This is a genomic window from Pseudomonas moorei (assembly GCF_042846945.1).
Lineage (GTDB): Bacteria > Pseudomonadota > Gammaproteobacteria > Pseudomonadales > Pseudomonadaceae > Aquipseudomonas > Aquipseudomonas moorei.
In genome coordinates this window covers 3,371,653-3,397,098 of the sequence record NZ_AP035776.1, presented here as the reverse complement: position 1 = coordinate 3,397,098, position 25,446 = coordinate 3,371,653, and the positions used below count along the sequence as shown (strand labels likewise).

Here is a 25,446-nt window from a genome sequence, read left to right as displayed (position 1 = left end):
GTTACGCCTCCTTCCCACCCCCGAGGTGCTTCAGCAAAAAATCGCGAGCCTCCCCAATTACGGCAGCCTGGTCGTCCTCGCACAGCTCTTCGATCAACGCAGGAGGATGGCCAACCATCTTGGAGCCAAGGTCTATCAAGGTGGCGAAGTCCATGTCCGCGCCGCCGTTGCCCTTTCCATCGGAAGTGATACGCAGGGCATGACCACGTAGGTACTTCAATTTGCGGGTGACGGTCAGTTCGGTAAATGTGTCTTTACCGAAGTTGACCTGCTCAGCCAGTTGCAGAACTTTTTCCTTTGCCATTACGAAACTTCCTCCGCAGACATGCCTTCAAATCGGCAAGCGATGTTGCCTTCTTCGGTGTTACCGGTGCCCTCGCCGGCGTACCAGGCTTCACTCAGGGTGATGACCTTCCCGTTGGCGAGCTCCAGCGTGATGGTGGCGTCGTCGAGCGTGACCAGATCTTCGAGGCTGAGCTCGTTCCGGTCAGTGATCTCACCCTCAACGAAAGGTACTTGCGGCTTTTCGGTGTACCCATGAACGGTGTCGGCACCCACAACACCCTCGCGCTTGGGTTTGCCGAGGTTGTAGGTGAAGCTGCCCTTGGCGAAATAGATGTCGCCGTTGACCTTCAGGGCGATCATTCCGCCAATGCGGTTTTTACCTGCCATGTCTTTATCTCCTGGCGGTCGCCGTTATAGGCGGAACTGGATTTTGTTGGCGACCAGGCGCAGCTGATTGACCAGGTCAGGCGGCAGCAACACATCGAGGCGATTCGGATCGCTCTCACTGCGCTCGCTGATCAGGTTGGCCTTAAAGTCAGCCATGTTTTCGACGAGACCCAGGCGCTCCCACTCGCGGAACTTCGAGATTGCCTCGGCCTTCATCACCACAGGCGTGACGACCGGCTGGCCGACGCCGTAGCGCGTGCCGTCGTTCGCCAGCTTGTGCCGTGGGTACTTGCGCAGGATGTAGTCGCGCCAGTCGTGGCGGATGAACATCAGGGTGAACATCGTTTCGCTGTCCAGGTAACTGGTGTCGGAACCACCTGCGGAGTTGGTTTTGTAGGTGGTGATCAGGCGCTCGACATGCATGGTGCCGTCAGCCGCGACCTTACTGGTGGCGATGCCGTCGAAAAGCATAATGTTGCGCTCTTCGTTGGTGAGTCGGTTGCCGGCGGCGGGCGGCAGACACCAGGCGTAAGCCAAATTCTGGATAGGTCGCGCCGGATCGATGGCTGCGTAATACGCTGCAATCGCCATAGTTTCGGCGGCCTTCTCGTAAGCCGGCATCGGCTCATCGTTAGCCATCATGATCACGAGATGCTGGCTGTTGTGACTGTCGCCAATCGCGCTGATGGTGCCCTGCGTACCACGCACCGCGGTGAAAGCATGGGCCTCAATCTCACGCCCCCAGGCAAACCGGCTGCTCAGTTCGGTTTTGATCGCGGCCAAACTGGCAGCGTCGGAGTAAGGCACCGCCCAGGTGTGCAGCCATTCATCACCAATCGCGGCCAGAGCAGTGGTCAGGACTGGGTTACCCGCACCGTTCGTGAACGCGGTGAAAGTCACGCCGACACCCGCCGGAAGCACCTGGCCGGTGAAATAGTTCACGCGGGCGTTGAGGCTGTTACCTGCCTCGCCTTTGTGGCGGCAGGTCAGCGTTACCGTACCTGCCGCCGCTGTCGCAGTGACTGGCATATCCGTCGCAGCGGTAATCGCAGCGGCAACGGCGGTGCCGATGGCGGTGGCGGCATCTCCACTGAGGACGCCTACCGAAACACGGCGGCCGGCGATCATCAGCTCAAGAGTGCCGGAAGCGGTGGCCGGGCCGGTGATGACGATCGTACCGGTTGCCGCAACGCCTGCGACGTTGTCGATGATGGGCAGCACCAGCAACTCGGTGTACGTGTCGATGGCCATGGCCGCACGCACCATGCCGGAAAGCATAGAGCCGGCGCCAAAGAGCGTGTCGGCTTGCGTGGGGCTGGTCACGCGAACCAGCGTGTTTGCCAAGGCACTGCCGGCGGCCAGCTTCTGGCCAATCAGCAGGCGGCGATAGGTGACCGACTGCGGCCCACGAACGGCCTGACTGTTGTCGATTTCGCTGTAGACGCCCGGTTTGCGCAGTGTCCCAGGCCCAGGGATGGTGTTGAATCCGATAGTCATTGCTTCTCACCTTTTTGGGGTTGGGCCTGTTCTGCAGGCTGCTCAGTGGCGAACTCAACGTCGCCGGCCAACTGCTTGCGAATCCAGTAGCTGTTGATTTCCAGCTGCTGGCCGCCGGCGGGCAGCGCCTCGTAGGTGCCGGGGATTCGCACCAGGCGCCCCGCGACGGGTGTAACCAGCACTCGGGTGGTCATGGGTTCAGGTCCTCAATGATCGTTTTGGCACGATCCGCCGGATCGGGTTGGGCGTTGTCCAGGCTGTACTCGGTCGTGACCGTATTCAGGTCGGGCAAGCTCTGGTTGAAAAGGTCGTCAGGGTGACGATCGAAGTACTCGGCCTCGAAGATGAGCCGGCAGGCGCCGGTCACCTGCTCGGACTGATCGAGCAGCACCATGCGCGAGCGCAGGTACTGCAGGTCATTGGCAGTGCTGCCGAGGGTGTCGTCCATGAGTAGAAGGCGCTCGACTTGCCGGGCCAGCGTATCGAGCGTGTCGTCCAGCGCATCGTTGCCTTCGGCGTGGATCTCGACCACCAACTCCACCCGGCGCCGGTATTCGCGCGGCGCCTGATTGAAGATCTCGCCGGCCTCGTCCATCGTGTAAACGATGATCGCGGGGAGCTCGCTCTGCCAGCCGTTGGAAATCAGCGGTCTCACGCGGCTGGCATAAACGCTGGCACCTGCATTGGTCGCGCCCATCAACACCGCCACGGCCTGCTTGCGGATCAGTTCGCGTGGGTGAGCCATGGTTACGCCTTCCGAAGGATGATGGTGACGCCGGCCACACCATCGGGCTGAACGTCACCGATCACGAACAACTCGCCACGAGCACGGACACGATCGCGGTTTGTTGGCTTGTTCGGCAGATCGATCAGGCGGACGCCGAGTATTGGGTTTTGGCTCGACACCGGGGCTCCCGTCGAGGGATCAACGGAAACGTGAGCGGTATCGAACACCGCCTGGTCCAGTGGCACGCCCGGCTCGATTCCGTCTGTCAGCCAGTAGACCGCGCCCTCGGGATCGAGGGCCGCGGTGGGCTCGCTGAAAGTACGGATCGACACGCCGAGCATGCGCTGGGCCATTGAGGCCCAGCCCACTTATGGCACCGCGACAGGCGCGGACACGCCATTGAGTCGGCAGGCACCGGTTGCGCTGGGGTTGACTGCGACGTCGGTGGACACACCCACCAACACCAGGCCTGTGGCCGACACGTTGGTCAGCGCACGGGTGGACGTGTTCATGTACAGCAGGTCACCCACAGCCCACGCCTGAGCACTGGTTTTGGTAAGGCCGAACACACCATCGAGCTTGAGAACCACGGGATCACCGGCGGCTTCAGTGGTTGCGGCTACACCGATGATCGCGCCGACTTTGTACAGTTGGCCCGATACGGTACCGCCCGCCGGAGCGGGAACGGTGATGCAGTCACCGTTCTGGATGAAAGTCTTCATGCAAGGTCCCCTTTAGAGACTGGAACTGGAAAACAAAAAGGGCGCCACGCGGCGCCCTTCGGGGTTCAGGTCGAACTGGAGAGTTACGCGCCCGGGTTTTTGTAAGCGCCGCGGTAGTCGATCCAGCCAGCACCGAACACCAGACGGGCCTTGATTTCCATACCGTCGACTTCGAAGCCTTCGCGAGTTTCGGTGAACACGCCCTGCTCGCCTTCCAGGTACGCATATTCGAAGGTGTCGACAGCACCGGGAGCGGCGTACAGGTACCATTGGCTACCGGTGATTCGAGCATCCACGATCACCGTCAGCGACGCGTTGCGGACATCGTTGATGTCTGAGTTCTTCGCCGGCACGTAGTTAGAGCTGGTGAACTGGTATGCCTCGAGCTCTTTGTCAGGACCGACAACCAGGAACTCAGGTGCCAGGTTGAGGAACTCGCCCGCCTTGCTCTTCTGCTTGCGCATGGCAGCGCGAGCCGCAGCCAGGGTGGTGGTGTTGATGGCACCGCCGCTGCCTGCAACGTTGCCGTGGGACGCGTCGAAGAACGGGTTGCCGTCAGTGAAGTTAGGGTTGCCGAGCAGAAGTGCCCAAACCACATTGGACTCGGTCGCAGCCGCCGCATTACCCAGTGCTGCCGGGATGCGAGTCAATGCCCCCAGGTCATCGTTCACGATGGTTTCCCAGGTGATGGCGATGATTTTACCGAACTTGGCGACCTTGATCGGGGCCCCGTCTTCGGACAGCGTGCCGTACTTGTACTCGCCGTGCTCCTTGACCTGTTCCAGCGCGGCGATGTCGCCCAGCGCGGCGCGAGTCACGGCGCGGAAGTCCGGCACAGTGGTCTGGCGGCCCAGCGGACGCCAGGTCTGCGGTGCATTGGTGTAGGCATCGCGCAGAGTGCGATTGACGGTGCTGCCCAGCAGCAGCGGGAAATCGCTGGTGGAGTGCATGCCGGCCGCGCGCACCGCTTGACGGTCACAGCCCAGGGCGGCCCGGGCCAGTTCTTGCGGAGTCATGCCGCGAGCATTACCACCGGCCATCTCGACGAACTCGCGGGCCATGTCGACCAGGCGCATTCCGCGGAACTCTCGGCCGGTTTCTTCCAGCTTGACGTTGGAGTCGCAACGATGCAGCAGGGCGTTCTGCATGGCAGAGCGCTTGGCGTTGAGTACCGACACATCCAGACCGCCGGTGACAACAGTTGGCTGACTGTTGCGGGTTTCCGGCTGATCCTTGTTTTGACGCTCGGCCAGCTTGTCGATCAGAGCTGCGCTCGCATCCGCTACCGGAACGCCGCGAGCAATCAGGTCTTCCACGAAAACCTCGTCATCGAGTTGCACCTTGCGCGCCATGGTGCGGATGGTGAGGCTGCGCAGGCGTTCGGCTTCAGCGGCTTCACGGCGAAGCTTGTCCTCGGCCGCGCGCTTCTCTTCTTCGGTCATTGCATCTTCCTCTTGGATAGTAGGCACGGCGGCCAGTTCTACGGTCGGCTCAACAGCTGACCGAACTTCAAAAATGGTGTTGAATCGCTGGCCTTCGTATTCGGCCGGGGTTTTGGCGCTGCGAACCTTTGCGCCATCGTCGAAGCCGATCGGGACCAGGGATAGTTCCAGTGGTTCCCAATCGACAGCGCGGTACGTGGGGAGCTTGTCGTCTTCCTCCTCGACAACTTCGTAACGGTGAACGGCGTAGCCGACACTGATGTTCCGAAGGATGCCGTCGACAACATCCTTGAAGACCACGTCTGCATCTTCACGCTTGCTGAACCTGACAAGAGCGTGACCCTCGCCACCCTCCAGCCAGGCCCGCTCTACAACAGCCAGCACTGCACTCAGCTGGTACTGATTGTGGGTATCGAGCAGCGGCGCCCCGTTGTTGAGCCGATCAAGACGGACTGCGCCGTCGCTGACGTCCAGCTCTTCCATGTAACTGCCGACGTCCCAAGACCAACGCCGACCTTTAGCCCCGGTCGTCCAGGTCAGTTCGACAGTTCGCGCGTCGATATCTACCGAGCCAGGCCGTACAGCTGCACGAAGGCTGAACGCCGGCGTCTCATGTGTCTTTCGCGTCATCACCTGATTCGGAGTCGGCATCGTCTGGTTTCTCTTCTGTGGTTTGTGGCTGGCTCGGGGAACCGGCGGCCGCAACTCGGCGCGGGTCGCAATCCAGCACCAACCCGAACTCGTCGATCATTTCGTTTGCTTTTTTGATTTGCTCGGCATGCCGTTTCGGGTCTGTGATGCCGAGCTCGCGCAAGGCATCCGGCCAAGTGGTGAGGCCGTTGCGTACGCGGGTGATGACGTTTTCTGTTTCTGCTTTCGGGTCGACCATGTCGCGTCGAGGCGGAACCCAATAGGCCTTGACGTCATCGGTCACGCCGCCAGGCAGCAGGACCTGTGCCTCCATGAACCACCGCCAAACCTGATCGCACAGCTGGGGGATCAGCATCCGCCATTGCCACACGTCCACACGCCGAGCGAAGTTCAGCCAGCCCATTCGCCCGCTGGAAAAGTTGACGCCCTTTAGGTCACCCGTGAGCAGTTCATAAGGAACGCCCAGGCCAACAGCCATGGCATGCAGTTGCTGCCATGAATATGCGGTGTAGCCATTGAAAGTAGGAGGAGTGCCGAAGGTGACGCTTTCACCAAATCCAAGCTCCTGCACCATCGCGGGCTCGACGCGGTCAATCAGCGGCGGTTTTTTGCCGGCACCCGACCCGCTGTTTTCATCCTTCGTGACGAACGCGGCGAAGCAGGAGGCAATCTTCGCCTGCTCCATCACGGCGTCTTCCATCTCGTCGAAGTTGCGCATGCGCTGGATGACCGGGGCCAGCCAGCTGTAACCGCGCGCTTGGCCCGGTCGTTTTCGCAAGAAGACGTGAATCACATCCTCGGCCGGCACCCGGCGCGATTGCAGGGAGCCCCAAACTGCGTTCGCACCAGGGTGCTCATCGAACAGCCAGTACGCGACCCGTCGGCCAAGAGCATCAAACTCGACACCCTGGATGATGCGGTTCAAGCCGACGATGTCCGCTTTCGACTCGTCGAGGAAGTCGGCCTCCAAGACTTGAAGCTGTACAGGGACTGGCAGTCCGTCAGAGCTGAAGCGGCGGCGCCGGCGAACCAAGCACTCTCCGCTCTCAGCGACAGCCTCCATGATCATGTGCTGCAGGCCATAGAAATTATCCAGGCCGTCAGCATCACAATCGGTTGTCTCAGCCCAAGCCTTCCACAGGTCCATCAACCGCAAGCCGTCGCGATCGCGCTTCGTCAGTGGCAGCGGAACAATCCCGGCCCCAACAGCGTTATCGGCAATACCGGTAATTCCGCGTTCGCCGAAAGGATTGTTGCGGCGCTGGTCGCGTGCCCGGTTACGAAGCTTGGCCAGAGCCGGAGCATTCTCAACGTTGGCATCGGCACCCGTTGCGCGCCACCCGTCATTACGGCGACCACCAGCAGCGCCCTCAAACCGGCGCTCAATCATCTTGAGCGCCAGGTCCGTCCGGGCTTTCTTCAACCGACTTTCCGAACGTTTGGCCGCAAACCCGGGGAACAGATCATCAATCATCCCCATGTCAGTACCCCTTGGAGAACGAGGCGAAACGGCGGCCGCCGTCATTGCAGGCATTCAGTCCCAGTTCGGTGGACATCAGCTTGAGGATCCGCATCATCTCGTCGAGTGATCGGTAGGTGACGCTCTTGTCGGCGTAGCGGACCGACAACGCCCCTTCAGCGATGGCCGCCTGTAGGGCGTTGTATTGCTCGATCGTGTAGGCCATCAGTTTCTATTCCAGTGAGAGGATTTCTTCCGCGGCCGTTCTTCAGCGTCCGGTTCGTTGCCACCAGGTACAGCAGCGTCCAACAGATCGAGATCGAGCCCGAACCGTTGCTGGCAGATGCGCAGTGCGGCGAGCGCGTACACGAAGCAGTCGAGCGCCTCGTTTCGGCGCCCGCCGCTGTCCCAACGCAACACGCGCTTGCCTTTGGATATGGCTGCTTTTTTCTTTTCTGAGGTGAGTTGCTTCACCTCCGATTCGTCGCAGATCGCGTCGTTGGCCGGAAGGTGAACCACCCCGGGCTGAGAGACGCCCGCCTGGGAGGCAGCCGTATCGACGGGGAGCCCCATCCGGCTGTAGAGCAGCTCTTTGGCGTTGTCGGTACCGACCTCGGTGAGGAAGACCTTGTGCACCTTGTTCTTCGTGCGCGGGAAATTCGCAATCGGCTTGCCGTATACGGTCGCGCCGCGGATTGGAACAACCCAGTGAACGCCGTGCTTTCGGCTCTCTGCATACACCTCGTCGGCATAGTGGCCGCCGGCGTCCCATGTCCAGCGCTCCACCTTCATGATGGTGCCGTCCACGCGGGTGAACTGCCGATGCAGCTCGAGGCCAACCTTGCGGCGCAATTCCTCGCTAGCCGGGTCGCCCATCAGGATGAAGCGATGAACCAGCCAAGCTTCCTCGCCTGGACCGAAAGCCCAGACGCGCCCCTCGAACCGGTCGTCCTGTGTATCGATGCCGCCGACCAGGACCAGGCCAAGGGCCGGGACCTGCGGATAAACTTCGCGGCGACCGTACAGAACTTCCGAGTCGAGCTTCTCGCCCTGGTCGTCGTCCCACGTTTCGCCGCGGGTGGTGTTGATGAAGGTGATCAACTTCGATACATCGCCTTTCACCTTCAGCCATTCTTCGGCCAGGCTGAGCCACGTACTCCAGGTGCTGTAGATCGCCCAGATGCTGAAGCTGACTGAGCGCGGGGTGCGGATGATTTCGTCATCAACCCCAAACCAGTCCATGCCGTCGCGGGTCCAGATGCCGGTGTGTTCGCAGATCCAGCGGCCTGACTTTGAAGCCTCGACCATCTCGTTGTGCCAGATGATGCAGGCAGCATGCTCGCACACGTACCAGGCTTTCTCGGCTTCACCGAGTGCGTTCTTTTCCCACTTCAGGCCGAACTCACAATCCTTGCCGCCCCACTTCAGCGTCTGCTCCTGCCGGCAGTGTGGGCAGTTGATGTGAAACTTGAGCAGGTAGGGCGACTCTTCGACGGCCTTGGTGATCTGGCAGGAGCCCACTCGTTTCGGCGTAGAGCCGCGAATTGACTTCGGGTAGATCGCACCGTTGAGTCGCTTGTCGCCCAGGGTGATCGGAGCGCCCTCGCCTTCGACGCTTTCGTCAAAGTTAGAGAGCTCGTCGTAGATGACCTCGTCGGCAGATTTCTCACGGTAGTTACGCGAAGCTTTGCCGCCCCGGATCCAGAGCGTCCGCCGGTTGGCGAAGATCTTCTGGTCGAGGGTGTTATCGCTGTGCTTGCGTCCGAACCATGGGGCCAGGTCACCCAGTACCGGAACGTCGCGGATCATGCCGTTGACGTGGCTCTTGCTGATGTCCTCGGCGTCCGGATCCGTCGGGCTCCACATCATGACGTTGCGGCGCTTGTGCTGGATCTTGTAGCCGATGTTCGCCATCAACAGCTTGGTGTAACCGATCCGCGCCGACTTGATGAAGTTGACGACGTTGATCAGGTCGTTGCCCATGCTGTTCAGGATCGCAACCTGGAACGGCTCGGTCGTCCACTTGCCCTCGTTGTATGAGGACTCGGCGGACATGTAGAAATTTGCATCCGCCCATTCAACGGCGGTTTGCGGTGGTTCTTTGTAGAGCGCCTGGAGTCCTAGCTTGATCGACTTGCGCAGATCATTCAGCCATGGACTCAACGTACTCATCTAATAATTCCGGAAGTTGCTCACCAAAGCTGGCGGCAATATTTCGAGCAAGCGCGATCTCCCGCTCCACCGACTCGATGATTCGAGGGTCAACCTCTGGATGACGCCGAGTAACGGTCTTGCCGACGGTGTCCAGTTTCGAGCCGATCTGTGCGGCGATTTTGGCAAGGGCAAATGTGGCGAATGGGACCGGGACCAGTTGCTTGTCCAACACCAGGTTCTTTTTCTCCTGGGCGATTCGTTGGGCGGCGGTTAGACCGCGACGCTCTTCGAGCAGCTTGTACTCGATCAGCGGATCGAGACCTTCGGTTCCCTCACCCGCCGGTTGTTGTTTCCGTTGCGAGTGTTCGACGCGGTTTTCGACCACGTGCTGCACGGTGTAGAACGCCTCGCGACCGATGCGAGCGACGGGCGTAACTCCCCATTTGTCAAAGGCTTGCGGCGAAATCCCCAGGCTCGAAGCCATCTCGGATTTGTTCAACCAGCCGCGCTGTTTGGTTGTTTCGTTTTTGGCCATGATTAAACAACAACCAACCTCTGAAAAAAGGTCATACATATTTGATGGGCGGGGCCCGAATTACCCGCATGGGGTCGGGGCCCGGGGAAGGACCCAAAGGGGGGGTACCCCTGCCCTGCCCGTCAGCCCCGGGCTGTCGACAGTGCCTGATCCATCGCGCTGGCGAACTCATTCGCTCGGTTCGCCTTCACGATGTTGTCTGCGATCTTGTAGAACGGAACGATCACCCGATAGCCAGGCTCGCTCTCACTGAAGATGAAGACCGGGCGAACAGCATCACCGAACGCGGTCTTCCTCTTCTCCCAAATACCCTGCGTGCCATCAACATCACCGGCGAAGTACTTGTCGGCGTTGCCCTTGCGCTTGCTGCGCTTGCTGCCTGTGGCATTGGCCTGCACACCACTGACCGTCTCGGCCGCACCAAGGCCCGACAGAATCTTCATGATCGTGCCGCGTGGTACGTTGCCGAATTGGTTGAGCGCTGATGGTGCCGGGATTGCGTACTGCCCTGGCTTCATGAGGCCTTTGGCAATCAGCGCTTTCTCGAATCGTTTGTGCGGGCGGCGTCCACCCTTCACAGCCTGTTGCAGGTAGGTGTCAGCAGGTACGCCAGAGGTCCATGCGTCCTTGAAAAAGGTTCTAGCCTCTGGATTTTCCTTCTTGGCCGCTTTGACATAGAGGCTGTTCATGGTGGTGGCAGTCGGTTGATCCAGGCGTTGCCGCATAACCGAAAGCTCGCCTTTCTTCACCAGCAATGCTAACCGGGTGGCCATCAAGGCAAAGGCGAACGGTAGCTGTTTGCTGCCCAACGTGCGCAAGGCCTTCGACAGCTCTTCCACATTGGTACTGGCATCAATCTTGACCATGCCTCACCTCAAAACAAGCGCTTTCAGCGACCTATTCAGCACGCCGAGGAAGCTTGAAGTCGGCGAACCGATCAGCCAAGTCAGCAATCTTCTTCACTCCAAGAAAGCCGATGAATACACCGGCCGCAGTGGCGAAGTTTTGCGGCAGACCGAAGTACTCGAGTAGCGGGATCAAACCAATGGTAATGAGCGTGCAGAGCGAGGCCTCCAGCAGCGCCTGTCGCCGAGTGCCGCCACCGTAGATGATGCGCAAGGCACCCACCACGAAAGACAGTCCGCCGGCATAGATCGTTGGTGAGTGCTGGCTGAGCCACGCGAGAACGAGCAGCCAGGTGTCTGGTTTGTCTGGCATGTTTGGCATCTCGGCGTCCTCCCTCTCGGGGAGTAAATAGATCCGGCTCCAGCAGCACTCCCAGCTCGGAGCAATGGGTGTGGTGGAGCCGAAAACGAAAAAGCCCCGGCGAATGCCGAGGCTCTGTGAACTGTAGAAAGCAAAAAGCCCAACTCAGGGTCGGGCTTTGCTCGCGGAAAAACCGCAAAGTAACTGAAATCTATATACCCGCCCCGGTCCTGTCAAGCAGCCTCTCGACGAATATCTAAAGCACCATCAATCCAGGCGATCCCGGCCTTCCAAAGCTGCCGGGTCTTCTCTTCGCCGAAACCTAGCTTCTTGCCGACGTCGACCAGCGCCTTGTCCCTGGCGGTGTAGTACTTCATCAGCACGTTTCCGCATTCGGGGTATCGTTTCAACAAACGACCCATCAAACCGTCAATCATCAAGGCGTCGTCGTCGGTGATCATCGGTGTGTGAAGGGTGTTCTCGCGGGATGCGCAGCAGGACACGCCGGAACCCAAAACCACCCAGCGCCCCCAATGCTCCAGCAGGTCTTCCGATGTGCGCTCGGTGAAGCTCTTTGTTCTGGCCATGATCACTCTCCCCCGCTTTCATTGATTGCTCTGCGTCCACCGCGAGCAAGTATCTTGTCCTGACATCCGTGAATGGCGGTGCAAAACTCCTGGTGAGCCATTGGATGCTCGATAGGCAGTTTCAGAAATTCATTCCAGGCTTCCGCAAGAAGCCCAACCACTTTCGCCTCCTGCTCCGTCACTCTGGCCGTTCTCATTATGAATTTGGCTGCCATCGATCAATCCCCCTTGAAAGACGAGCGGCCGGCACCGCGACTATTGCTTTGCTGGTATTGCGCGACAATTCCAGTCGCAGCTGCTTTTACCTTCGTCATAAAACGTTCCCGGCGCAGCAACATACCCAACTGCACAACCAAGTCTTCCAACAGTAACGGCTCCAGCGTCTCCGCGTGCACCAGACCCGAAGCGTGGCAGCCGATGCAATCAAGCTGATGAAACACGCCTTGAATGATCCCCTTCCCGGCACACGACGGGCAGTCGGTGAGCGGGATCAGGCAACGCACAAAGGCGGGGCCGTGGGTCTTTTTGTCCATTTTTAAACCTCGCCTATGGTTGATTCTTGATTGGCCTCGCAGGCCTTGTGTTCTGCGGCTTCCAGCGCATTACCGGAATCTCCGAATCTAACGCCGGTCAATCCGTGAATGAGGGTAAAACCACGCTGGTCTAGATGCGCGTGCCACTTCTCCAGGGCATCACGCTTGCGCCCCATCACGTCCGACTGGATGTACACCTTCACGTTGTGACCCATCGCATGGTTGATCAGCAGCTCACCGATCAGGTGGTCGATGCCGATGTCGGCCCAGCCGGTACGGGCAACCTTGCGCAAGTCGTGACTGGTCCACTCGCCGTGACCCAGCCGGGTGAACACGGCACTGGCCTGACCTTCACTGAGGGCCTTGCCATTGCGCGCCGGGAACACGTACTGCCCGTCGTAGCCATGGGCGTACTGCCAGTCGCGGTACCGCTTCAGGATCTCGCACATCTGCTCAGTCAGCGGCAGGTAATGCTCGACTCCAGTCTTGGTGTGATCGCCGGGGATGAACCACTCGCGCTCGGCCAGGCTGATGTGTGGCCACTGGGTTAGCCGGCTTTCGCCAATGCGCGTGCCATGGCAAAGCATCAGCAGCGCCAGCATCGCGTCACGCGGGGCAGCGACGAACACCTCGGCCAGTTGCTCGAGCAGCTCAGACAGTTGCACGCCGCGCAGCCGGGACGGCTTGATCCCGACCTTGGCCTTGGAGAAGTCGCTGAACTTGATGCCGGCCATGGGGTTGGAGGCGATCAGTTCCAGCTTGAAGGCTTGGCGGAAGGCCAGGGCCAGCAACTGGAACACCAGGCGCACGTAGTCGATGGACAGAGTCTCTTGCAGCGGCCACATCAACAGGCTGTCGAGGGCGGCCTTGTCCACGCTGGTCAGCGGCAGCTCACCCAGGCGCGGAATCAGGTGGCACTTGATCGCCGAAGCGCCGGTCTTTTTGCGCTTGCTCGACAGATTGCGATCACGGGCCATGCGTTCGGCGAACCACTCCAGCAGCTCGCCAGTGGTAACCCACTTCGAAAGGGTCGAGCCGGCACCGGCTTCCAGGCGCAGGCGTATCGCCGGCAGGGCCGAGATCACCTGCTTGGTGTTGAGGTCGGGGAAGTGGCCGATGCGGTTCCACTCCCCTTTCACCACCAAGTACCACGATGCCCGGGCACGATTCTGATTGAACCGCAGATAGAGGCCGCGATTCTCGATGTCGCGCAGATTACGGACGCCGCTGGCGGCCTGGCGTTTGATCTCGGCGTCGGTGATCTTCACCGCGGCGCTGCTCATGCCGCCACCACAGTCTGCGCCATGCGCAGATAAGCGCGGATCTGCTCCATCGTGTCGAAGTGTCCACGGCACACCACCGCCAAATAACCCTGGGCATTGAGCTTGCGAATACGTTCGTGCTGGCTCTCAGAGATCGCGGCGTCGTTCGGCGGCGTGGCTTTGAATTCGATGTACAGGCCGAAGAACCCGCCGCGAGCCATCGGCAGGACCAGGTCGGGGATGCCAGCTTTCACGCCTTGGGCCTTCAACTTCGCGGCGACCGCCTTCACACGATGCCCGCCGTTCGGGACGTGAAAGATGAGGTCAGCGACTTCGGGCATCCGGGCGCGAAGCTCAGCAATCAACGCCGTCTGCTCCAGGCCCTCGCGGTCTACCGGCTTGGCGCGCGCGGTCGAGGTCTTGAACAACTTCATGGCTGCCGGCTTCATTTACGGTCGCCCCGCACTTTACGGTACCGGTCGCTGAGGCGACGGCACACCTCGTAGAGCGCGCAATTGGCGAGGATTAACAGAACGAGCAAAGTCATTGGGTCGATCATGCAGCCCCCTTCACGGTAAGTATTCCGGCCCGGATCAGGGCCTCATGTGTTTCAGCGATGGCGCGCGGCATGTCGTACCAATCAACGTCGCCGGCGGCGCGACCGTCGATGACGTCATGGCAGGCGCTGCAGGCGTATACCGCCACGGTGTCGAAGCCCTTCATGCCCATGCCCTTCTGCCCACACGGCAAATGCGCGAGCACGGTGGTGGCTGGGTTGTAGTTGCAGATGCCTGGCAGGCGGACGGTGCAGTCCTGGCCGTTGGCCGAAGCGCGGAGTTTCTTCGAGGTCACGCGCATACCCGCTCCCCCGTGGTGATATCGATGACTTCGCAGGTGGACGGCCACATCGACTGGCCGAATCGCAGAGCTGCTGCCGAGTCAGCAAACAAAGCCACAGCGCGGTCTGGCTGGTAGCCCAGGTCCCATTTGTAGCCGCAGCTGTGCACGGCAAAACGGTACTCTGCTGGGTCAGTGGGAGCGAGATACGGGTTAAGCATGATGATCACCTCCCACGGCACGCGGCGAAGGCGTTAAACCAAAGCGGCGCAGCAGCTGCTCCCGGGCGGACTGTCCATCAGTTGGAATGCCCATCCGCGAAACCTGGACCTGCGCAACTCGCTCGGTAAGCTCAGAAGCCCACTCGACAGGTGATTTCTGTCCGTCGTGACCAATCCCTACCGCGATTTCTTCCAGCGGAAGGCCCTGCACCAGCCTGCGGATCGTAATGTCGTATGCCCGGTCGAAGACTTTGGTGGCCTTCTCAGGGATCTGGTCGTGCAGGTTGTGAATCTCGCACTGAAGCGCAGCGTGCCTAACTGCCGGGTGCGACCAAGTGCGATCGCCAAATCGGCTCGGGTGCGAGTTCTCCAGCGCTTCACGGAACGCTCGGTCGTGAGACGGAATACCAAGCATCTCGGGCGTCGGCTGACAGAGTTTGATGAACTTACCGACGCTCGGCATGAAGTCCGTGCCCAGGGATCTGCAACGCTCAATGCCGAACCGGATTTGCTCAAGCTGGTTAATTCCCTCGACGATGAAGGCCTTGGTCCAACTGCGCTTGGCGGTATTCAACGCGGCATCGGTCGGCCAGGCTTGCTTCCATGCCGGGAAGATCGCCTGAAGCTCCCTGAAAAGAGCGTTGACGACATCGATCGTTCCTGGTGGCAGCGTCTTCGGGATGACGGGCATCGCCGGCGGTTGATAACCGCCTACCGCGGCGCGCAGGTCTGTGGTGGCGCCAGCGGCTTTCATGAGCTGGGCCGCGCTTCTCATCGGTGCTGGCTTGCTCACAGGTCACCGTCCAGGTTGTCCGCCCAGTCCCGGCTATCGAAATCAGGGCCATTGGCTTGCCGGGCACGAAGTGGAACTACCCGGGCTGCTTTGACGCTGTCGCGCTTCACCCAGCCAACCAATGCAGCAACCCACTGCTTTTCAGTCTGAGCTAGCCCTTTTGCTTCGTGGTGCAGGACAAAGCCCGATATCGCGTCAGGAGTAAACACTGAAGCACTGAGGCCGGCACGGAGGGAATAAGCGTTGAGCAGTTGAGAGTCGGGCGCCCACTCCAAACTCATCGCAAATGGACCACGCGGTGAGTGTGTAAATTCTCCATTCCCCTCCCCTTCCACTCCGGGGGTGAGGCCTCCGCCACTATTCGACGAGCCCTCGTCGACACTAGACAGATTGCTCGTCGAGCGATCATCTAGAGGCTGGACGAAAGACGGGTGTTTGATGGTCGGCTTATCAATCTTTTGGTGATGCCAGCCGTTCACATGAAGGTACAGCTTCGCCGAGTGGGAGTAGACCGATAGAAGACCGTTAGACTCCAGCTCGGCGAGCAAATCGGCAACCTGGTTCGCAGTGATGTCGTCACCTGGGAACACAAGCGCCTTCAGGGTCTTGGGCGAGAGAGGATGATTGCCCGCGTCATCGCAGAAATTCCAAATCCCGATAAACAGTAATCGGGCGAGTGCGCTGCACTCCATTACCTGCTCACTGGTCCAAAACTCAGGTTTAACAGTACGTATGCGTGCCATTACGCGGCCTCCTGCAGAAGTTCAGCGAGGCGGGTCAGGCCTTTCGGGGTGACCATGGGATCGAAGGCTGCGCGCTCGATGCCGGTTTCAGGATCTGGCTTGAGTGCCGTGACCTTGTGAGTCATATGGCCGGAGGTGATGCGAGGTTGATAGGCAACCCAACGCTTGCAGCCGTGCCGACGGAAGATCCATCGGTGCTGTTCCAACCACGCGAACAGCCTCGCCGGCGGTAAACCAAGTTGCTTGGCTGCGTCGGTAATGCAGATGGCACCGCCGGCAGCGGCGAGACGATTGATGGCGGCGACTTTAGGTGCTTGCTTCGAGATGACACGCTGCAACTCGCCGTTCTGGTCTGCCAGATCGGCAGCAAAGCGAAGTGCTTCTGGAAGAGTCTGCGGAACCGTGACGACCTGTCGCGACACGTTTTCCAGTTCGCTCAAACGTGTCACGACACGATAACGAAGCGGGATGCTGTACCCGGTCAGGAGCGTTTCAGTCAGAATCCGGTCGAGGCGAAATTCAGCGGTGTAGCCCCGCCCGTCCTTGATCTCTTCGAGATGGCGCAGATCTGCGCCATCTTCGGCCAGGGCTTTACACATCACCCGAACGTCACGAATGACGTCCTTGTGTTGTTTGCCGGTGAGCTCGGCAATCTCCCGACTCGACATGGTGATCGTATTGCTTGGAGCGACGATCGTGTTCATAATGGCCCCTCAAGTGTTTTGTGTTTTGCTGTTGAAGAAGCCGGGTTGCAGCCCGGCTTTTTTGTGCCTGCGATTCAGGCGACCTTTACCGACTGTTCCATCACGTTGAGTTCGTGCCGCACGTGATCGATTTCTTTACGGATGGCTTGTTTCTCGATCTGAGTTACGCGGCCGTCATCCAGTGCGCAGTGCACAGCCAGAGTCAGGTCAGCGATTTCTTTGCCCACGTGCATCATCGAAGCCGTTAGCGCCACCGGCGCCGGAGCTTCCTTTTTCACCAGATCGAAACCGAACTGATCAGCCAGGGCGGCGAGCGGGCGCATATCACCGGTGTGTAGCAAGATCCCGAAGAGGTGCTCGATAGTCAGGTGATGGGCATCGTTGTCGGGATTAGCGCGTTGCAGCAGGCTCACATGAGGAACGCCCATCTGGCCGGCCAGTACCTTCGCTTCGTTGTCCAGTACCGCGCTTTGGCAAGCCCGCAGAAATTCGTCCATTCGTAAAACCTCAAATTCGTTTCCGTGGCGCCCTTGCTATGTCTGGGCGAATATTTGCTCAGTGGCTTAGGCGACAGTTTTTTTGGGATGCGCTTCTGCAAGCAGCCAATCGACTTCGAACGGTTTGCCATTCGCGGACGCCAACTCAGCGATCTTTTTTGCGTACTGGGTTTCCCCGGTGTATTCGGTGCGCGGTAGTGCATCTGCCACAAGCCACTTGTAAATCGCTCTCGGAGTTTTCCCGCAGGCCAAGGCCACGGCAGGGACGCCGCCAGCATCATCAATCGATTTCTTGAGCGGCCGCATGAGGCCCTCCGAGTCAAATATGAACTTGCGGTACATATTATGTCGGAACTGAAAGTACATGCAAGGACATGCGATGCTGAACCAATGGTTCACATAGAAGATATTCGTGCGGCGTTTGTCGCCCGCCTTAAAAAGTCCCTTTCCGCCCACGGTATTGACCAATGGGGGGCTGGCGCGCGTTTAGCAGAAATCGCTAAGGTCACTCCCAAAGCTTCGAGCAAATGGCTCAATGGTGAGTCCTTACCAGGCCCAGCCAAGATGAGTGCAATCGCGGAAGCCCTTGGTGTAAAAATCGAGTGGCTTCAGCATGGCGCAGGGGAGGAACCCGGATTCTCGAAGCTTACGAAAGCAGAAAGCTCTGATACTGATGATCACAGCCAATCGGCAGCGGATATCGTCAAAAGCATGCTCGCGAAGCAAGGGAAAGGACTGTCTGCAGATGCACGCAGGCGGCTACTTGCTGTCGCAGAGGCCGACGATAGCGGCGCCATTGAGGTTGACTACTACCGCCCTGGCGTTGTGGGCGACGAGGTATGGATTGCGCACTACGATGTCCGCGCAGCGATGGGCGGCGGACAGATACCTCATGACTATCCAGAGATGCTGCAGGATGTCCGGGTTAGCCCCCAGCACCTGCGCGAGATGGGAGTTGAGTTCAAAGAGCACTTCCATCTCAAGATGGTGACCGGCTGGGGTCAGTCGATGGCGCCAACCATCAAGCACCGCGACCCTCTTCTCGTCGACATCAGCATCCGTGAATTCACCGGCGACGGGATCTACATGTTCTCTTGGGAAGGTCACCTTTATATCAAGCGCCTTCAGTGGCTAGGTGACGAGCAGATCAACATGCTCTCTGACAACCCTCGGCATCCGCCTCAAACAATTAGGGCAGAAGACACCTACATCCAGGCGCGCGTGCTGCTGGTCTGGAACGCGAACCTGGTGTGACGATATGACTTTGAAGAAGCCAGACCAAGACCTAAAGCGCGACCTCCAGGGCATCGCTTCTGATCTGAAGTGGTCAGCAGTAGAGTTATTGCGCGTAGCCGAGCGGCTGAGCTTGGCCGGCAATGAGGCAGACGCCCAGGCCGTGCTGAGGATGTGCACCGTGTTCCATACTGATGAAGATCGGCTGACTGCTTATGCTGAAGAGGTGAAGACAGGGCAAATAACGCGAGCCTAGCCTGAGTAGGCGTGGCAGTGTTTTGTAAAACACGGAGTTCCATTGGTTCCAAGGACGGGTATGACAAACAGGATGACATTTTTTGCGCTGGCCTTGCTTGCTGGCTGCAGCGCTCACAAGCCAGAACTCCCTCTCCTCCCGCAGGGCAACTTGCCGATGACGGAGCAAGAGTATCAAGAAGCCGAGCTATTGCTCCTCAAGAAACAAGAGTTTCCGCCTGACAAGAATGCTAAGTAGGTGAAGGCGGGAAGGATTGTGCGAGAAAAGGCTGGATAGACGCGATGATATTTTTACGGCACATAAGTAGGTAAAGGCCGCAATGAAGGCTAGATCCCTGTCACGCCTTCGTCACACCTGCCAGGCACAATGCACTCAGCCAAAGGGATTTGGCCACGTGCATCAAAAGCCCGGCCAAGTGCCGGGCTTTTCGTTTCCGACTTGCATTCCAGAAGGCGCCATCTACGCTGACATTAGCTGAAGGATCAGCGCCCCGTGTGAGAAAAAACAGCCCGCTCCGTGCGGGCTTTTTCTCGCCTTCAGAACGGCGCAACCTCCTCCACCTCAAGCGAGTCACCCACTTCTACAGGTCGATCCTCGTCGGGGCTCGCCTCCCACTTTAACGTCACCGATTCATCGTCGTTGAACGTCATGTCGATGCCGTCCGTCTCGGATAACAAGTCCATCACCTCTTCCCACTCCCTCTCACCGTCCGTGTCCAGGCGATGGATTGTCACCCAGCGCTGAATCTGCGCTACGGGGTGATTGATCATTTCAGAAACGCGCAGCCCAAGTCGCTCCATCCCGCTTCGTTCTTGTCGTTGTGCCGGTTTCGACTGTTTGTTCGTCTTGGACATTCCACCCTCCGATTGCTGTACATATATCCAGTATTAACAAACTATATCGAAGCGTTTCAAACCGGTAAATCCCTAATGCACACAATCGGCTTCTTTCCACAACTGTGAACTTTTCAAAAATTTATGTACTTTTGGTACTTGACCAAATGTGAACTCATGGTTCATATTTAATCCATCGCAGCGATGCAACGCTACTGCGAAGGGACTCAACAGACCCGCCGCTCTTTAACAGTCAGCGCAACAAACAACAGACCACATTGCCTCTACCGGCGACCGGCGAGCAGACAGGCCCGAAAGCCTGCCAACGACAGGAACAACCTGGACGGCTGCTCGATGGTGAAACGCCTTAACCGTGTGAATGACCCGGCAAGCAATGCGCCCCGCCATCCCGGCGGCAATGGGAAAGATTTCACTGGCTGGCCTTGGCGACAGGGCCAGACGGGAAATCAACCGGAGAAGCGCAATGGAAGTCGTATTCCTCGCTGAAAGCGTTTCGGCTGAAACGTGGCAACAAAACAAGATGAGGGTGGTGGTCGAAGTCGAGCCGGAAGAGTTGCTGGACTCCCTCGATGTTGAAGACCGCATCAAGGGTTTGGACGTGCATGAAGTAATCACCGCAATGGGCATCAACAAGACGCTCAACCTGCTCGACGAGAAAGAGCTGACGGATTGGATCAAAAGCAGCGATTGCGATCCGATCGATCTGCTGAACGCCATTGGCGAAGAGTCCATTTACGAGTGGATCAACTCGCAAGAGTGACAACCAGCGCCACGTCAGCCTGACGTTAACTGCACGAGGCCCTGGTACTCCCCAACACCAGGTCGCATCGGAGAGTGATCGAAACGTGCCCAAGCGGGCTGCAGCGCTAGGATCGCAAAGCCCCGTAAATCTCCTGAGCCGGTATGAGCGAGACGGCCAATACCAAAAACGCGGCGGGAACCAAGCAGGGGTAGCGCCCTGGTGTTTCGATCACTCTCCGATGCGGATGTTTCTGCACCGCGCAATGCGGCCCCCTGCGTCCAGCCTATCCGGAAACAAATTGCACCTAACCGGAATAGTTTTTCCAGCCCACTACAACCGAGGATGACCGCCATGAAATAGACCAAAGCCAAAAAATCGCTGCATCTGTGAAAGGCCCGAACGTCCAACGGGCCTTTCTTTTTGCCTGCCTTTATCCGCCAGCACTCTCCCCTGCGCCCAACGGCAACCGGCAGGAGGCCCGAGTGCTGACGAATACACGCAACCCACACCGAGGGATCAGCCATGCAATCACTCATGCAGCAGCGCATCGACGGGCTTCAGGCCTTGCACCTTCGCGCAGTTATCGCCACCTCCGAGTTCTACTCCTTGATCGGCAAGGATGCGCCCGTACAGAAGGTGCGCTTTCAGGTGAAGACGGTCGGGCCGAAGGCATACCACATCGTCGACCTGGTCACGGGCAAGACCCGGGGCTTTCGCTTCGAGCACGCCGCCGCCGTCGACTTCGCCATCCAGCTCGAGGAAAAGGCAAACCGCCTCCCCGGAGGTGCGCAGTGATCGGCGTACCTATGCCCAACCCGCGTGACTCGATCATCGCAAACCTGAACCAGCAGTTGGATCAGTTCTTCGGCGCCGGCCGCACCGTGCAGGAAGTCGAAGCTGGAGTCAGCGGCGAGGTCAGCCTTTCCGGCGCCAGCGGCCATAGCGAACGCCTGCGTAAAGAGCGCGACAAGCTCGCTCCTATGCTCAAGGCCTTGGCAGAGATAGGCATTACCTCCAGCGCAGCGGCAACGCAAACTCGTATTCGGCAGAAGCGTATCGAGCTGATCGCCAGAGAGAACGGCTTCAAGTTCGCCTCGCCCAAATGAAACGAATTATCAACCGGGCGCACCAGCGCCGACGACAGACATGGCTGGATCTACCGGCCAGCGGAATTGAAGAGGTAGGTCATGGCCAAGGAACAAGAGCCGACGAAGGAAGCCTTGAAGCAGCGCCGCAAGCGCGAGAAGGAAGCCGAGAAGAATGCAGCGCTGGGCATCGAGAAGTTCACGATTGAGGTCGCCGGGGTGTTCAGGCCCGATCTGCAGAAGGTCATGAAGGCCCACGGGATCAATAATCAGCAGGACATTCACCAGCGACTACTAAAGAACCTGATCGGATCTGACTTCGAGACGCAGGCCTGGATGTTGCGGAATGTCACGACACCTTATGAGATTCCAGAAAAGGTGTCGCGAGCGTTTTACGAAAAGAGCATGGCCGAACTGGCTGCCGATCCGGGCGATGAAGTAATCAGCCCTGAAGCCTATCGAAGTACTTGACCGTCCAATCTTGTGCGGCTGACAAAGCCTGCTCCTTGGAATGCCACTCACCTCTCAGAGTGTAGATATGCTCATCGCCATGCTGAGACTTGGCATCGATATCGACACCACCAACGATGCCGGTTTTCATGTCAACGTGGTAGGTGTACCGGACGAGCCGGTCGCGAAACCTGAAAGCGTTTGCAGGGAATTCTGATCCGTCTAGCGGCACAAACATATTCATCTCCTTCCGGCTCCATGCCGGGCCGAACACAAATACCCCACTTCAACGAATCACGCCAGCCGGCGAGGATCCCCCACGCCTATCCATCGTTTACGAGCATTTACCCACCGTTGGCCTTTTTTCGTTTCAGCAACCACGACATTTTTGGGAATATCAATCTTCGGCCGAAACCAAGGTCATTTTTAGTATCCACCCAAGCCTGTTCGAGTTCCGCCCTTAGCAAATCGCGGTATTCTTTTATTTTTAGAAGCGGTTTACCTGTGGGACTTTCATACTCGATTCTGATCGCCAGAATGTTAGCATCACCACCCAACTTTATTAGTTTTCTAGAACGCTCATCATTTCGACTCAGAAGAAGATTAACTCTAGCGCGCAGTTGCGACATCCTAGCGCATGCTTTGTAGTAGTCATCAGAGCCTTTGAACCCCTCTTGCTTTGAGTTCATATTTACAACATATGTCATAAGAGAAATCAACTCTGCGGCCGCCTCTCTAAGCTCAGCCATCCAATGATGTCTGAAATTACTCAAATTCCCTTGAATTTGATTTCTCTGAACGCCAATCGTTAACCACGCCGCTAAAAGCGCTACTACAACTCCAGCTGCAGCCGGGACAACTGTTGCCCAATCCGTGTCTGAGTCGATATGAATATATATTGGCGAATCTTTAAGGCCAATCTCAGTGCCAACTTGATTCTTCAATAATCGCCCCTCGTACTTGATATCAGCAGCGTTTAGTTCAAATGACCTAGGTAGTTCCATATCTTAGCCCGAGTTTAAATCAAGAAGGATATACCATATGGCCATCACTTACGGAAGCGTGTGCAGCGGCATCGAAGCCGCGACACAAGCCTGGCACCCACTGGGCATGCGGGCGACCTGGTTCGCCGAGATCGAGGCCTTCCCCAGCGCGGTGCTGGCCCACCATTACCCGAACACGCCGAACCTCGGCGACATGACCAAACTCAGCGCCCTGGTGCTGGCCGGCAAGATCGCCGCACCGGACGTCCTCGTCGGCGGAACCCCGTGCCAGGCCTTCAGCGTGGCCGGGATGCGCGAAGGTCTCACCGACCCGCGCGGCGCCCTCACCATCAAATACGTGGAGCTTGCAGATGCAGTTGACTATGTTCGCGCCGGCCAGCGAAGGCCCGCCTGCGTTGTCGTTTGGGAAAACGTCCCCGGCGTCCTCAGTGACAAAGGGAACGCCTTCGGATGCTTTCTTGGCGCGCTTGCTGGGGAAGACTGCGAACTGCAGCCTTCAGGGAAGAAATGGCCGGACGCTGGTTGTGTGTATGGACCCAAAAGAACAATCGCGTGGCGGATCCTGGACGCCCAATATTTCGGCCTGGCCCAACGACGCCGCCGTGTGTTCGTTGTCGCAAGTGCTCGAGACGGATTCGATCCAACCGAGGTACTTTTTGAGCGAGAAGGCGTGCGCCGGGATACTGCGCCGCGCCGAGACGCGGGGCAAGACGTTACCGGAACAGCTCCTTTCGGCCCTGCGCTCCAGTGCGGATGCGGAGAAGTCTTCGGCGAAGAGCTCGGACCATACGGCTGCGTGAACTGTGAGGGTGATGAAGGTCCGGCGGTGTCGATGTTCCGCGGGATCCCGGCGTTCGGTGGCCACAGCCTGGAAGGATCAGTTGAACGCTCTGCCACGCTCACCGCGAAGGACACGCGCCTGGACGTGGAAAGCGAAACCTTCTTCGTCGCGCCGACATTGGCCGGCGGCGGGCGCAAGTCCGGAGGGTATTCGCTCGACGACATCCCCATCACGGCGCCTGCGCTGCGGGCTCAGGCCCAGAGTAGCCACCGCGCCGACTCGGAAGCCTTCATCGTCGCGGGTACGCTAAACGCCAACGGCAAGGCGGCCGGCAGTGCCACTCAGCAAGATGCCGAATCAGGCCTACTGGTGGTGCACGGCACTCAGGACCCCGATGTCCGCGTCGACCAAGCGCACACCCTCGGCCGGAACAACGGCATGGAAAACGCCGTGCTGGCCTTCTCCTGCAAGGACCACGGCGCCGACGCTGGCTCGCTATCACCGACGCTCCGCGCGATGAACCACTCAGGCAGCCACGCGAACGCCGGTGGCCAGGTTGCCGTGTGCATCACAGGCGATATTACCCACACCCTGAAGGCTGAAGGCTTCGACGGCAGCGAAGACGGTACCGGTCGGGGCCAGCCTATTATCGCCGCCTTTGCCGAGAACTCCCGTGCCGAACTGCGATACGAGAGTGGAGACGGCTCCATCTCGGGTTCGCTCAGCGGCGGAGGCGGCAAGGCTGGTCAAGGCATGCCGTCGGCTCAAGTCGGCGCATCCGTTCGACGTCTCATTCCCCGCGAGTGCGAACGCCTCCAGGGCATGAGCGACAACTACACACTGATCCCCTGGCGCGGGAAGCCAGCCAGCGAATGTCCGGATGGGCCGCGCTACAAGGCTATCGGGAACAGCAAGGCAGTCACCGTCGTTCGCTGGATTGGCCGGAGGATTCTTTATCAGCTCGAAAGCCGGTAAAGACGGGTGTTAGTGGTAGTAAGAATCGGTGTCTCATCCCGGTCACGCATTTTATCTAGCTCATTACGCGCCTCAGCAATGCCCAATGCGTAGCCGTTCATTGATGCAATCAGTGAACCGCTAATCACGTATCGACCGCAATCTGGGCAACCGATCTCCTTGCCGTCGTATCTGGTGGGATGATCAATTGATTCTGTTCCGCAGACTAAACAAAGCATTCGCACCTCCTTATTAATCGCTCCACTGTAGCCGATCTCAAGCATCGCGACCCCACTCACTCCACCGCCCGGGCATGACCCGGCATAGGACGCCCCATGCCCACAGAAAACAAACTCATCCCGTCGCTGCCGGAAGTGAAGCGCTGGCAATTAAAAGGCTTCATCCCTGGTGTTGAAGGCGAGAGCAAGGCTGTATTCCGGCCGGTCGTGGTTTTAGCCGATGATTTCGACCGCATCGCCGCCGAGCGTGACGCCCTGCAGCAGCGCCTGAACGCAGCGGATCAGCGGATTGATGAGCTGACCATCCCAGATGGCTATTGCGTCATGCCCACCTGGCTGACCGCCGAGAACGGCGCCAAGGCTCTCCTGCTTGGTGAGTTCAAGTTGGAAGTCACGACCGAATGTCCTGAATGCCGCGAACTTGAAGAGCCTTTAGAGGGCTGTGAGGTCTGCGATGGCGAGGGGGAATATGGGCAGCAGCACATGATCCCTTGGGATCAAATCAAATTCATCTACAGCGAGGCCGTAAAGGGCCTGGCGAAAAAACCGAACACCCTGCTGTAACTCCTTCCCCCTTCAAAGTCAGCCGCTATAGCGGCAAGGACG

The 25,446-nt window shown here is 58.8% G+C and carries 35 protein-coding genes; 9 read left to right on the top strand and 26 right to left on the bottom strand.

What is annotated here, in order from left to right; translation table 11 throughout:
- Position 1 precedes the first annotated feature (1 nt).
- The 24 genes from ACGJAX_RS15885 to ACGJAX_RS15770 form a co-directional block, all read right to left on the bottom strand.
- A complete protein-coding gene (locus ACGJAX_RS15885) occupies positions 2-304 on the bottom strand; it encodes a hypothetical protein (protein WP_390955330.1) in 303 nt (100 codons plus the stop codon).
- The gene (locus tag ACGJAX_RS15880) at positions 304-672 is read right to left on the bottom strand and encodes a phage tail tube protein (RefSeq protein ID WP_390955329.1); all 369 of its coding nucleotides are present in this window, start codon (positions 670-672) and stop codon (positions 304-306) included. Before ACGJAX_RS15880 ends, ACGJAX_RS15885 begins: the two co-directional genes overlap by 1 nt.
- Before the next feature lie 24 nt (positions 673-696).
- Positions 697-2,169, bottom strand: coding sequence for a phage tail sheath subtilisin-like domain-containing protein (locus tag ACGJAX_RS15875; protein WP_390955328.1), 1,473 nt, complete (start codon positions 2,167-2,169; stop codon positions 697-699).
- The gene (locus ACGJAX_RS15870) at positions 2,166-2,363 is read right to left on the bottom strand and encodes a DUF2635 domain-containing protein (protein WP_390955327.1); all 198 of its coding nucleotides are present in this window, start codon (positions 2,361-2,363) and stop codon (positions 2,166-2,168) included. Before ACGJAX_RS15870 ends, ACGJAX_RS15875 begins: the two co-directional genes overlap by 4 nt.
- Complete coding sequence (locus ACGJAX_RS15865; RefSeq protein WP_390955326.1) at positions 2,360-2,914, bottom strand: hypothetical protein; 555 nt, start codon at positions 2,912-2,914, stop codon at positions 2,360-2,362. Before ACGJAX_RS15865 ends, ACGJAX_RS15870 begins: the two co-directional genes overlap by 4 nt.
- Positions 2,915-2,916: 2 nt before the next feature.
- Positions 2,917-3,249 (bottom strand): hypothetical protein, encoded by a 333-nt coding sequence (locus tag ACGJAX_RS15860; protein WP_390955325.1) that lies wholly within the window; start codon positions 3,247-3,249, stop codon positions 2,917-2,919.
- 15 nt (positions 3,250-3,264) lie between these two features.
- Entirely contained in the window at positions 3,265-3,618 is a 354-nt protein-coding gene (locus tag ACGJAX_RS15855) for a capsid cement protein (RefSeq protein ID WP_390955324.1), read from the bottom strand.
- 83 nt (positions 3,619-3,701) lie between these two features.
- The gene (locus ACGJAX_RS15850) at positions 3,702-5,690 is read right to left on the bottom strand and encodes a prohead protease/major capsid protein fusion protein (protein WP_390955323.1); all 1,989 of its coding nucleotides are present in this window, start codon (positions 5,688-5,690) and stop codon (positions 3,702-3,704) included.
- Positions 5,671-7,191, bottom strand: a complete 1,521-nt coding sequence (locus ACGJAX_RS15845; protein ID WP_390955322.1) for a phage portal protein — start codon at positions 7,189-7,191, stop codon at positions 5,671-5,673. Before ACGJAX_RS15845 ends, ACGJAX_RS15850 begins: the two co-directional genes overlap by 20 nt.
- 1 nt (position 7,192) lies before the next feature.
- Positions 7,193-7,396, bottom strand: a complete 204-nt coding sequence (locus ACGJAX_RS15840) for a phage head-tail joining protein (RefSeq protein WP_390955321.1) — start codon at positions 7,394-7,396, stop codon at positions 7,193-7,195.
- Positions 7,396-9,342, bottom strand: coding sequence for a terminase gpA endonuclease subunit (locus tag ACGJAX_RS15835; protein WP_390955320.1), 1,947 nt, complete (start codon positions 9,340-9,342; stop codon positions 7,396-7,398). The genes ACGJAX_RS15840 and ACGJAX_RS15835 overlap by 1 nt, the downstream gene beginning before the upstream one ends.
- Positions 9,314-9,859, bottom strand: a complete 546-nt coding sequence (locus ACGJAX_RS15830) for a terminase small subunit (RefSeq protein WP_390955319.1) — start codon at positions 9,857-9,859, stop codon at positions 9,314-9,316. The genes ACGJAX_RS15835 and ACGJAX_RS15830 overlap by 29 nt, the downstream gene beginning before the upstream one ends.
- A 122-nt stretch (positions 9,860-9,981) precedes the next feature.
- A complete protein-coding gene (locus ACGJAX_RS15825) occupies positions 9,982-10,725 on the bottom strand; it encodes a hypothetical protein (protein ID WP_390955318.1) in 744 nt (247 codons plus the stop codon).
- Positions 10,726-10,756: 31 nt separating this feature from the next.
- Positions 10,757-11,086: a phage holin, lambda family gene (locus ACGJAX_RS15820; protein WP_150705387.1), complete on the bottom strand. Its 330-nt coding sequence runs from the start codon at positions 11,084-11,086 to the stop codon at positions 10,757-10,759.
- A 212-nt stretch (positions 11,087-11,298) separates the two neighbouring features.
- Entirely contained in the window at positions 11,299-11,652 is a 354-nt protein-coding gene (locus ACGJAX_RS15815; protein WP_150704043.1) for an antiterminator Q family protein, read from the bottom strand.
- A 218-nt stretch (positions 11,653-11,870) separates the two neighbouring features.
- Positions 11,871-12,185, bottom strand: a complete 315-nt coding sequence (locus ACGJAX_RS15810; RefSeq protein ID WP_390955317.1) for a hypothetical protein — start codon at positions 12,183-12,185, stop codon at positions 11,871-11,873.
- A 2-nt stretch (positions 12,186-12,187) separates the two neighbouring features.
- Positions 12,188-13,468, bottom strand: a complete 1,281-nt coding sequence (locus ACGJAX_RS15805) for a tyrosine-type recombinase/integrase (RefSeq protein WP_390955316.1) — start codon at positions 13,466-13,468, stop codon at positions 12,188-12,190.
- Positions 13,465-13,896 (bottom strand): VRR-NUC domain-containing protein, encoded by a 432-nt coding sequence (locus tag ACGJAX_RS15800; RefSeq protein WP_390955315.1) that lies wholly within the window; start codon positions 13,894-13,896, stop codon positions 13,465-13,467. Before ACGJAX_RS15800 ends, ACGJAX_RS15805 begins: the two co-directional genes overlap by 4 nt.
- A 106-nt stretch (positions 13,897-14,002) precedes the next feature.
- Positions 14,003-14,305: a nuclease domain-containing protein gene (locus tag ACGJAX_RS15795; RefSeq protein ID WP_390955314.1), complete on the bottom strand. Its 303-nt coding sequence runs from the start codon at positions 14,303-14,305 to the stop codon at positions 14,003-14,005.
- A gap of 192 nt (positions 14,306-14,497) precedes the next feature.
- A complete protein-coding gene (locus ACGJAX_RS15790; RefSeq protein WP_390955313.1) occupies positions 14,498-15,298 on the bottom strand; it encodes a replication protein P in 801 nt (266 codons plus the stop codon).
- Positions 15,295-16,041, bottom strand: a complete 747-nt coding sequence (locus ACGJAX_RS15785; RefSeq protein ID WP_390955312.1) for a DnaT-like ssDNA-binding domain-containing protein — start codon at positions 16,039-16,041, stop codon at positions 15,295-15,297. Before ACGJAX_RS15785 ends, ACGJAX_RS15790 begins: the two co-directional genes overlap by 4 nt.
- Positions 16,041-16,745: a phage antirepressor KilAC domain-containing protein gene (locus ACGJAX_RS15780; protein ID WP_390955310.1), complete on the bottom strand. Its 705-nt coding sequence runs from the start codon at positions 16,743-16,745 to the stop codon at positions 16,041-16,043. Before ACGJAX_RS15780 ends, ACGJAX_RS15785 begins: the two co-directional genes overlap by 1 nt.
- 74 nt (positions 16,746-16,819) lie before the next feature.
- Positions 16,820-17,242, bottom strand: a complete 423-nt coding sequence (locus ACGJAX_RS15775) for a phage regulatory CII family protein (RefSeq protein ID WP_390955309.1) — start codon at positions 17,240-17,242, stop codon at positions 16,820-16,822.
- 66 nt (positions 17,243-17,308) lie between these two features.
- Positions 17,309-17,548, bottom strand: a complete 240-nt coding sequence (locus ACGJAX_RS15770) for a hypothetical protein (RefSeq protein ID WP_390955308.1) — start codon at positions 17,546-17,548, stop codon at positions 17,309-17,311.
- 84 nt (positions 17,549-17,632) lie between these two features.
- Here ACGJAX_RS15770 and ACGJAX_RS15765 point away from each other — a divergent pair, with 84 nt between their 5' ends.
- The gene (locus ACGJAX_RS15765; protein ID WP_390959888.1) at positions 17,633-18,496 is read left to right on the top strand and encodes a S24 family peptidase; all 864 of its coding nucleotides are present in this window, start codon (positions 17,633-17,635) and stop codon (positions 18,494-18,496) included.
- 4 nt (positions 18,497-18,500) lie between these two features.
- On the top strand, positions 18,501-18,731 hold the full coding sequence (locus tag ACGJAX_RS15760) for a hypothetical protein (protein ID WP_390955307.1): 231 nt from the start codon (positions 18,501-18,503) through the stop codon (positions 18,729-18,731).
- Between the two features lie 536 nt (positions 18,732-19,267).
- On the opposite strand, the gene ACGJAX_RS15755 is transcribed toward ACGJAX_RS15760, so the two are convergent.
- Complete coding sequence (locus ACGJAX_RS15755) at positions 19,268-19,585, bottom strand: DUF1654 domain-containing protein (RefSeq protein ID WP_390955306.1); 318 nt, start codon at positions 19,583-19,585, stop codon at positions 19,268-19,270.
- Between the two features lie 373 nt (positions 19,586-19,958).
- Between ACGJAX_RS15755 and ACGJAX_RS15750 the strand changes: the two genes are divergently transcribed.
- From ACGJAX_RS15750 to ACGJAX_RS15730, 5 genes are all read left to right on the top strand, one after another.
- Complete coding sequence (locus ACGJAX_RS15750) at positions 19,959-20,345, top strand: hypothetical protein (RefSeq protein WP_390955305.1); 387 nt, start codon at positions 19,959-19,961, stop codon at positions 20,343-20,345.
- 504 nt (positions 20,346-20,849) lie between these two features.
- A complete protein-coding gene (locus ACGJAX_RS15745; protein ID WP_390955304.1) occupies positions 20,850-21,122 on the top strand; it encodes a hypothetical protein in 273 nt (90 codons plus the stop codon).
- Positions 21,119-21,433 (top strand): hypothetical protein, encoded by a 315-nt coding sequence (locus ACGJAX_RS15740; protein WP_390955303.1) that lies wholly within the window; start codon positions 21,119-21,121, stop codon positions 21,431-21,433. Before ACGJAX_RS15745 ends, ACGJAX_RS15740 begins: the two co-directional genes overlap by 4 nt.
- Positions 21,434-21,514: 81 nt before the next feature.
- Positions 21,515-21,883, top strand: coding sequence for a hypothetical protein (locus ACGJAX_RS15735; RefSeq protein ID WP_390955302.1), 369 nt, complete (start codon positions 21,515-21,517; stop codon positions 21,881-21,883).
- A 67-nt stretch (positions 21,884-21,950) separates the two neighbouring features.
- Positions 21,951-22,079: a hypothetical protein gene (locus tag ACGJAX_RS15730; RefSeq protein ID WP_390955301.1), complete on the top strand. Its 129-nt coding sequence runs from the start codon at positions 21,951-21,953 to the stop codon at positions 22,077-22,079.
- 127 nt (positions 22,080-22,206) lie between these two features.
- On the opposite strand, the gene ACGJAX_RS15725 is transcribed toward ACGJAX_RS15730, so the two are convergent.
- On the bottom strand, positions 22,207-22,806 hold the full coding sequence (locus ACGJAX_RS15725) for a hypothetical protein (protein ID WP_390955300.1): 600 nt from the start codon (positions 22,804-22,806) through the stop codon (positions 22,207-22,209).
- A gap of 97 nt (positions 22,807-22,903) precedes the next feature.
- Here ACGJAX_RS15725 and ACGJAX_RS15720 point away from each other — a divergent pair, with 97 nt between their 5' ends.
- The gene (locus ACGJAX_RS15720; RefSeq protein ID WP_390955299.1) at positions 22,904-24,622 is read left to right on the top strand and encodes a DNA cytosine methyltransferase; all 1,719 of its coding nucleotides are present in this window, start codon (positions 22,904-22,906) and stop codon (positions 24,620-24,622) included.
- A gap of 314 nt (positions 24,623-24,936) precedes the next feature.
- Entirely contained in the window at positions 24,937-25,404 is a 468-nt protein-coding gene (locus ACGJAX_RS15715; protein ID WP_390955298.1) for a hypothetical protein, read from the top strand.
- Positions 25,405-25,446: the final 42 nt, after the last annotated feature.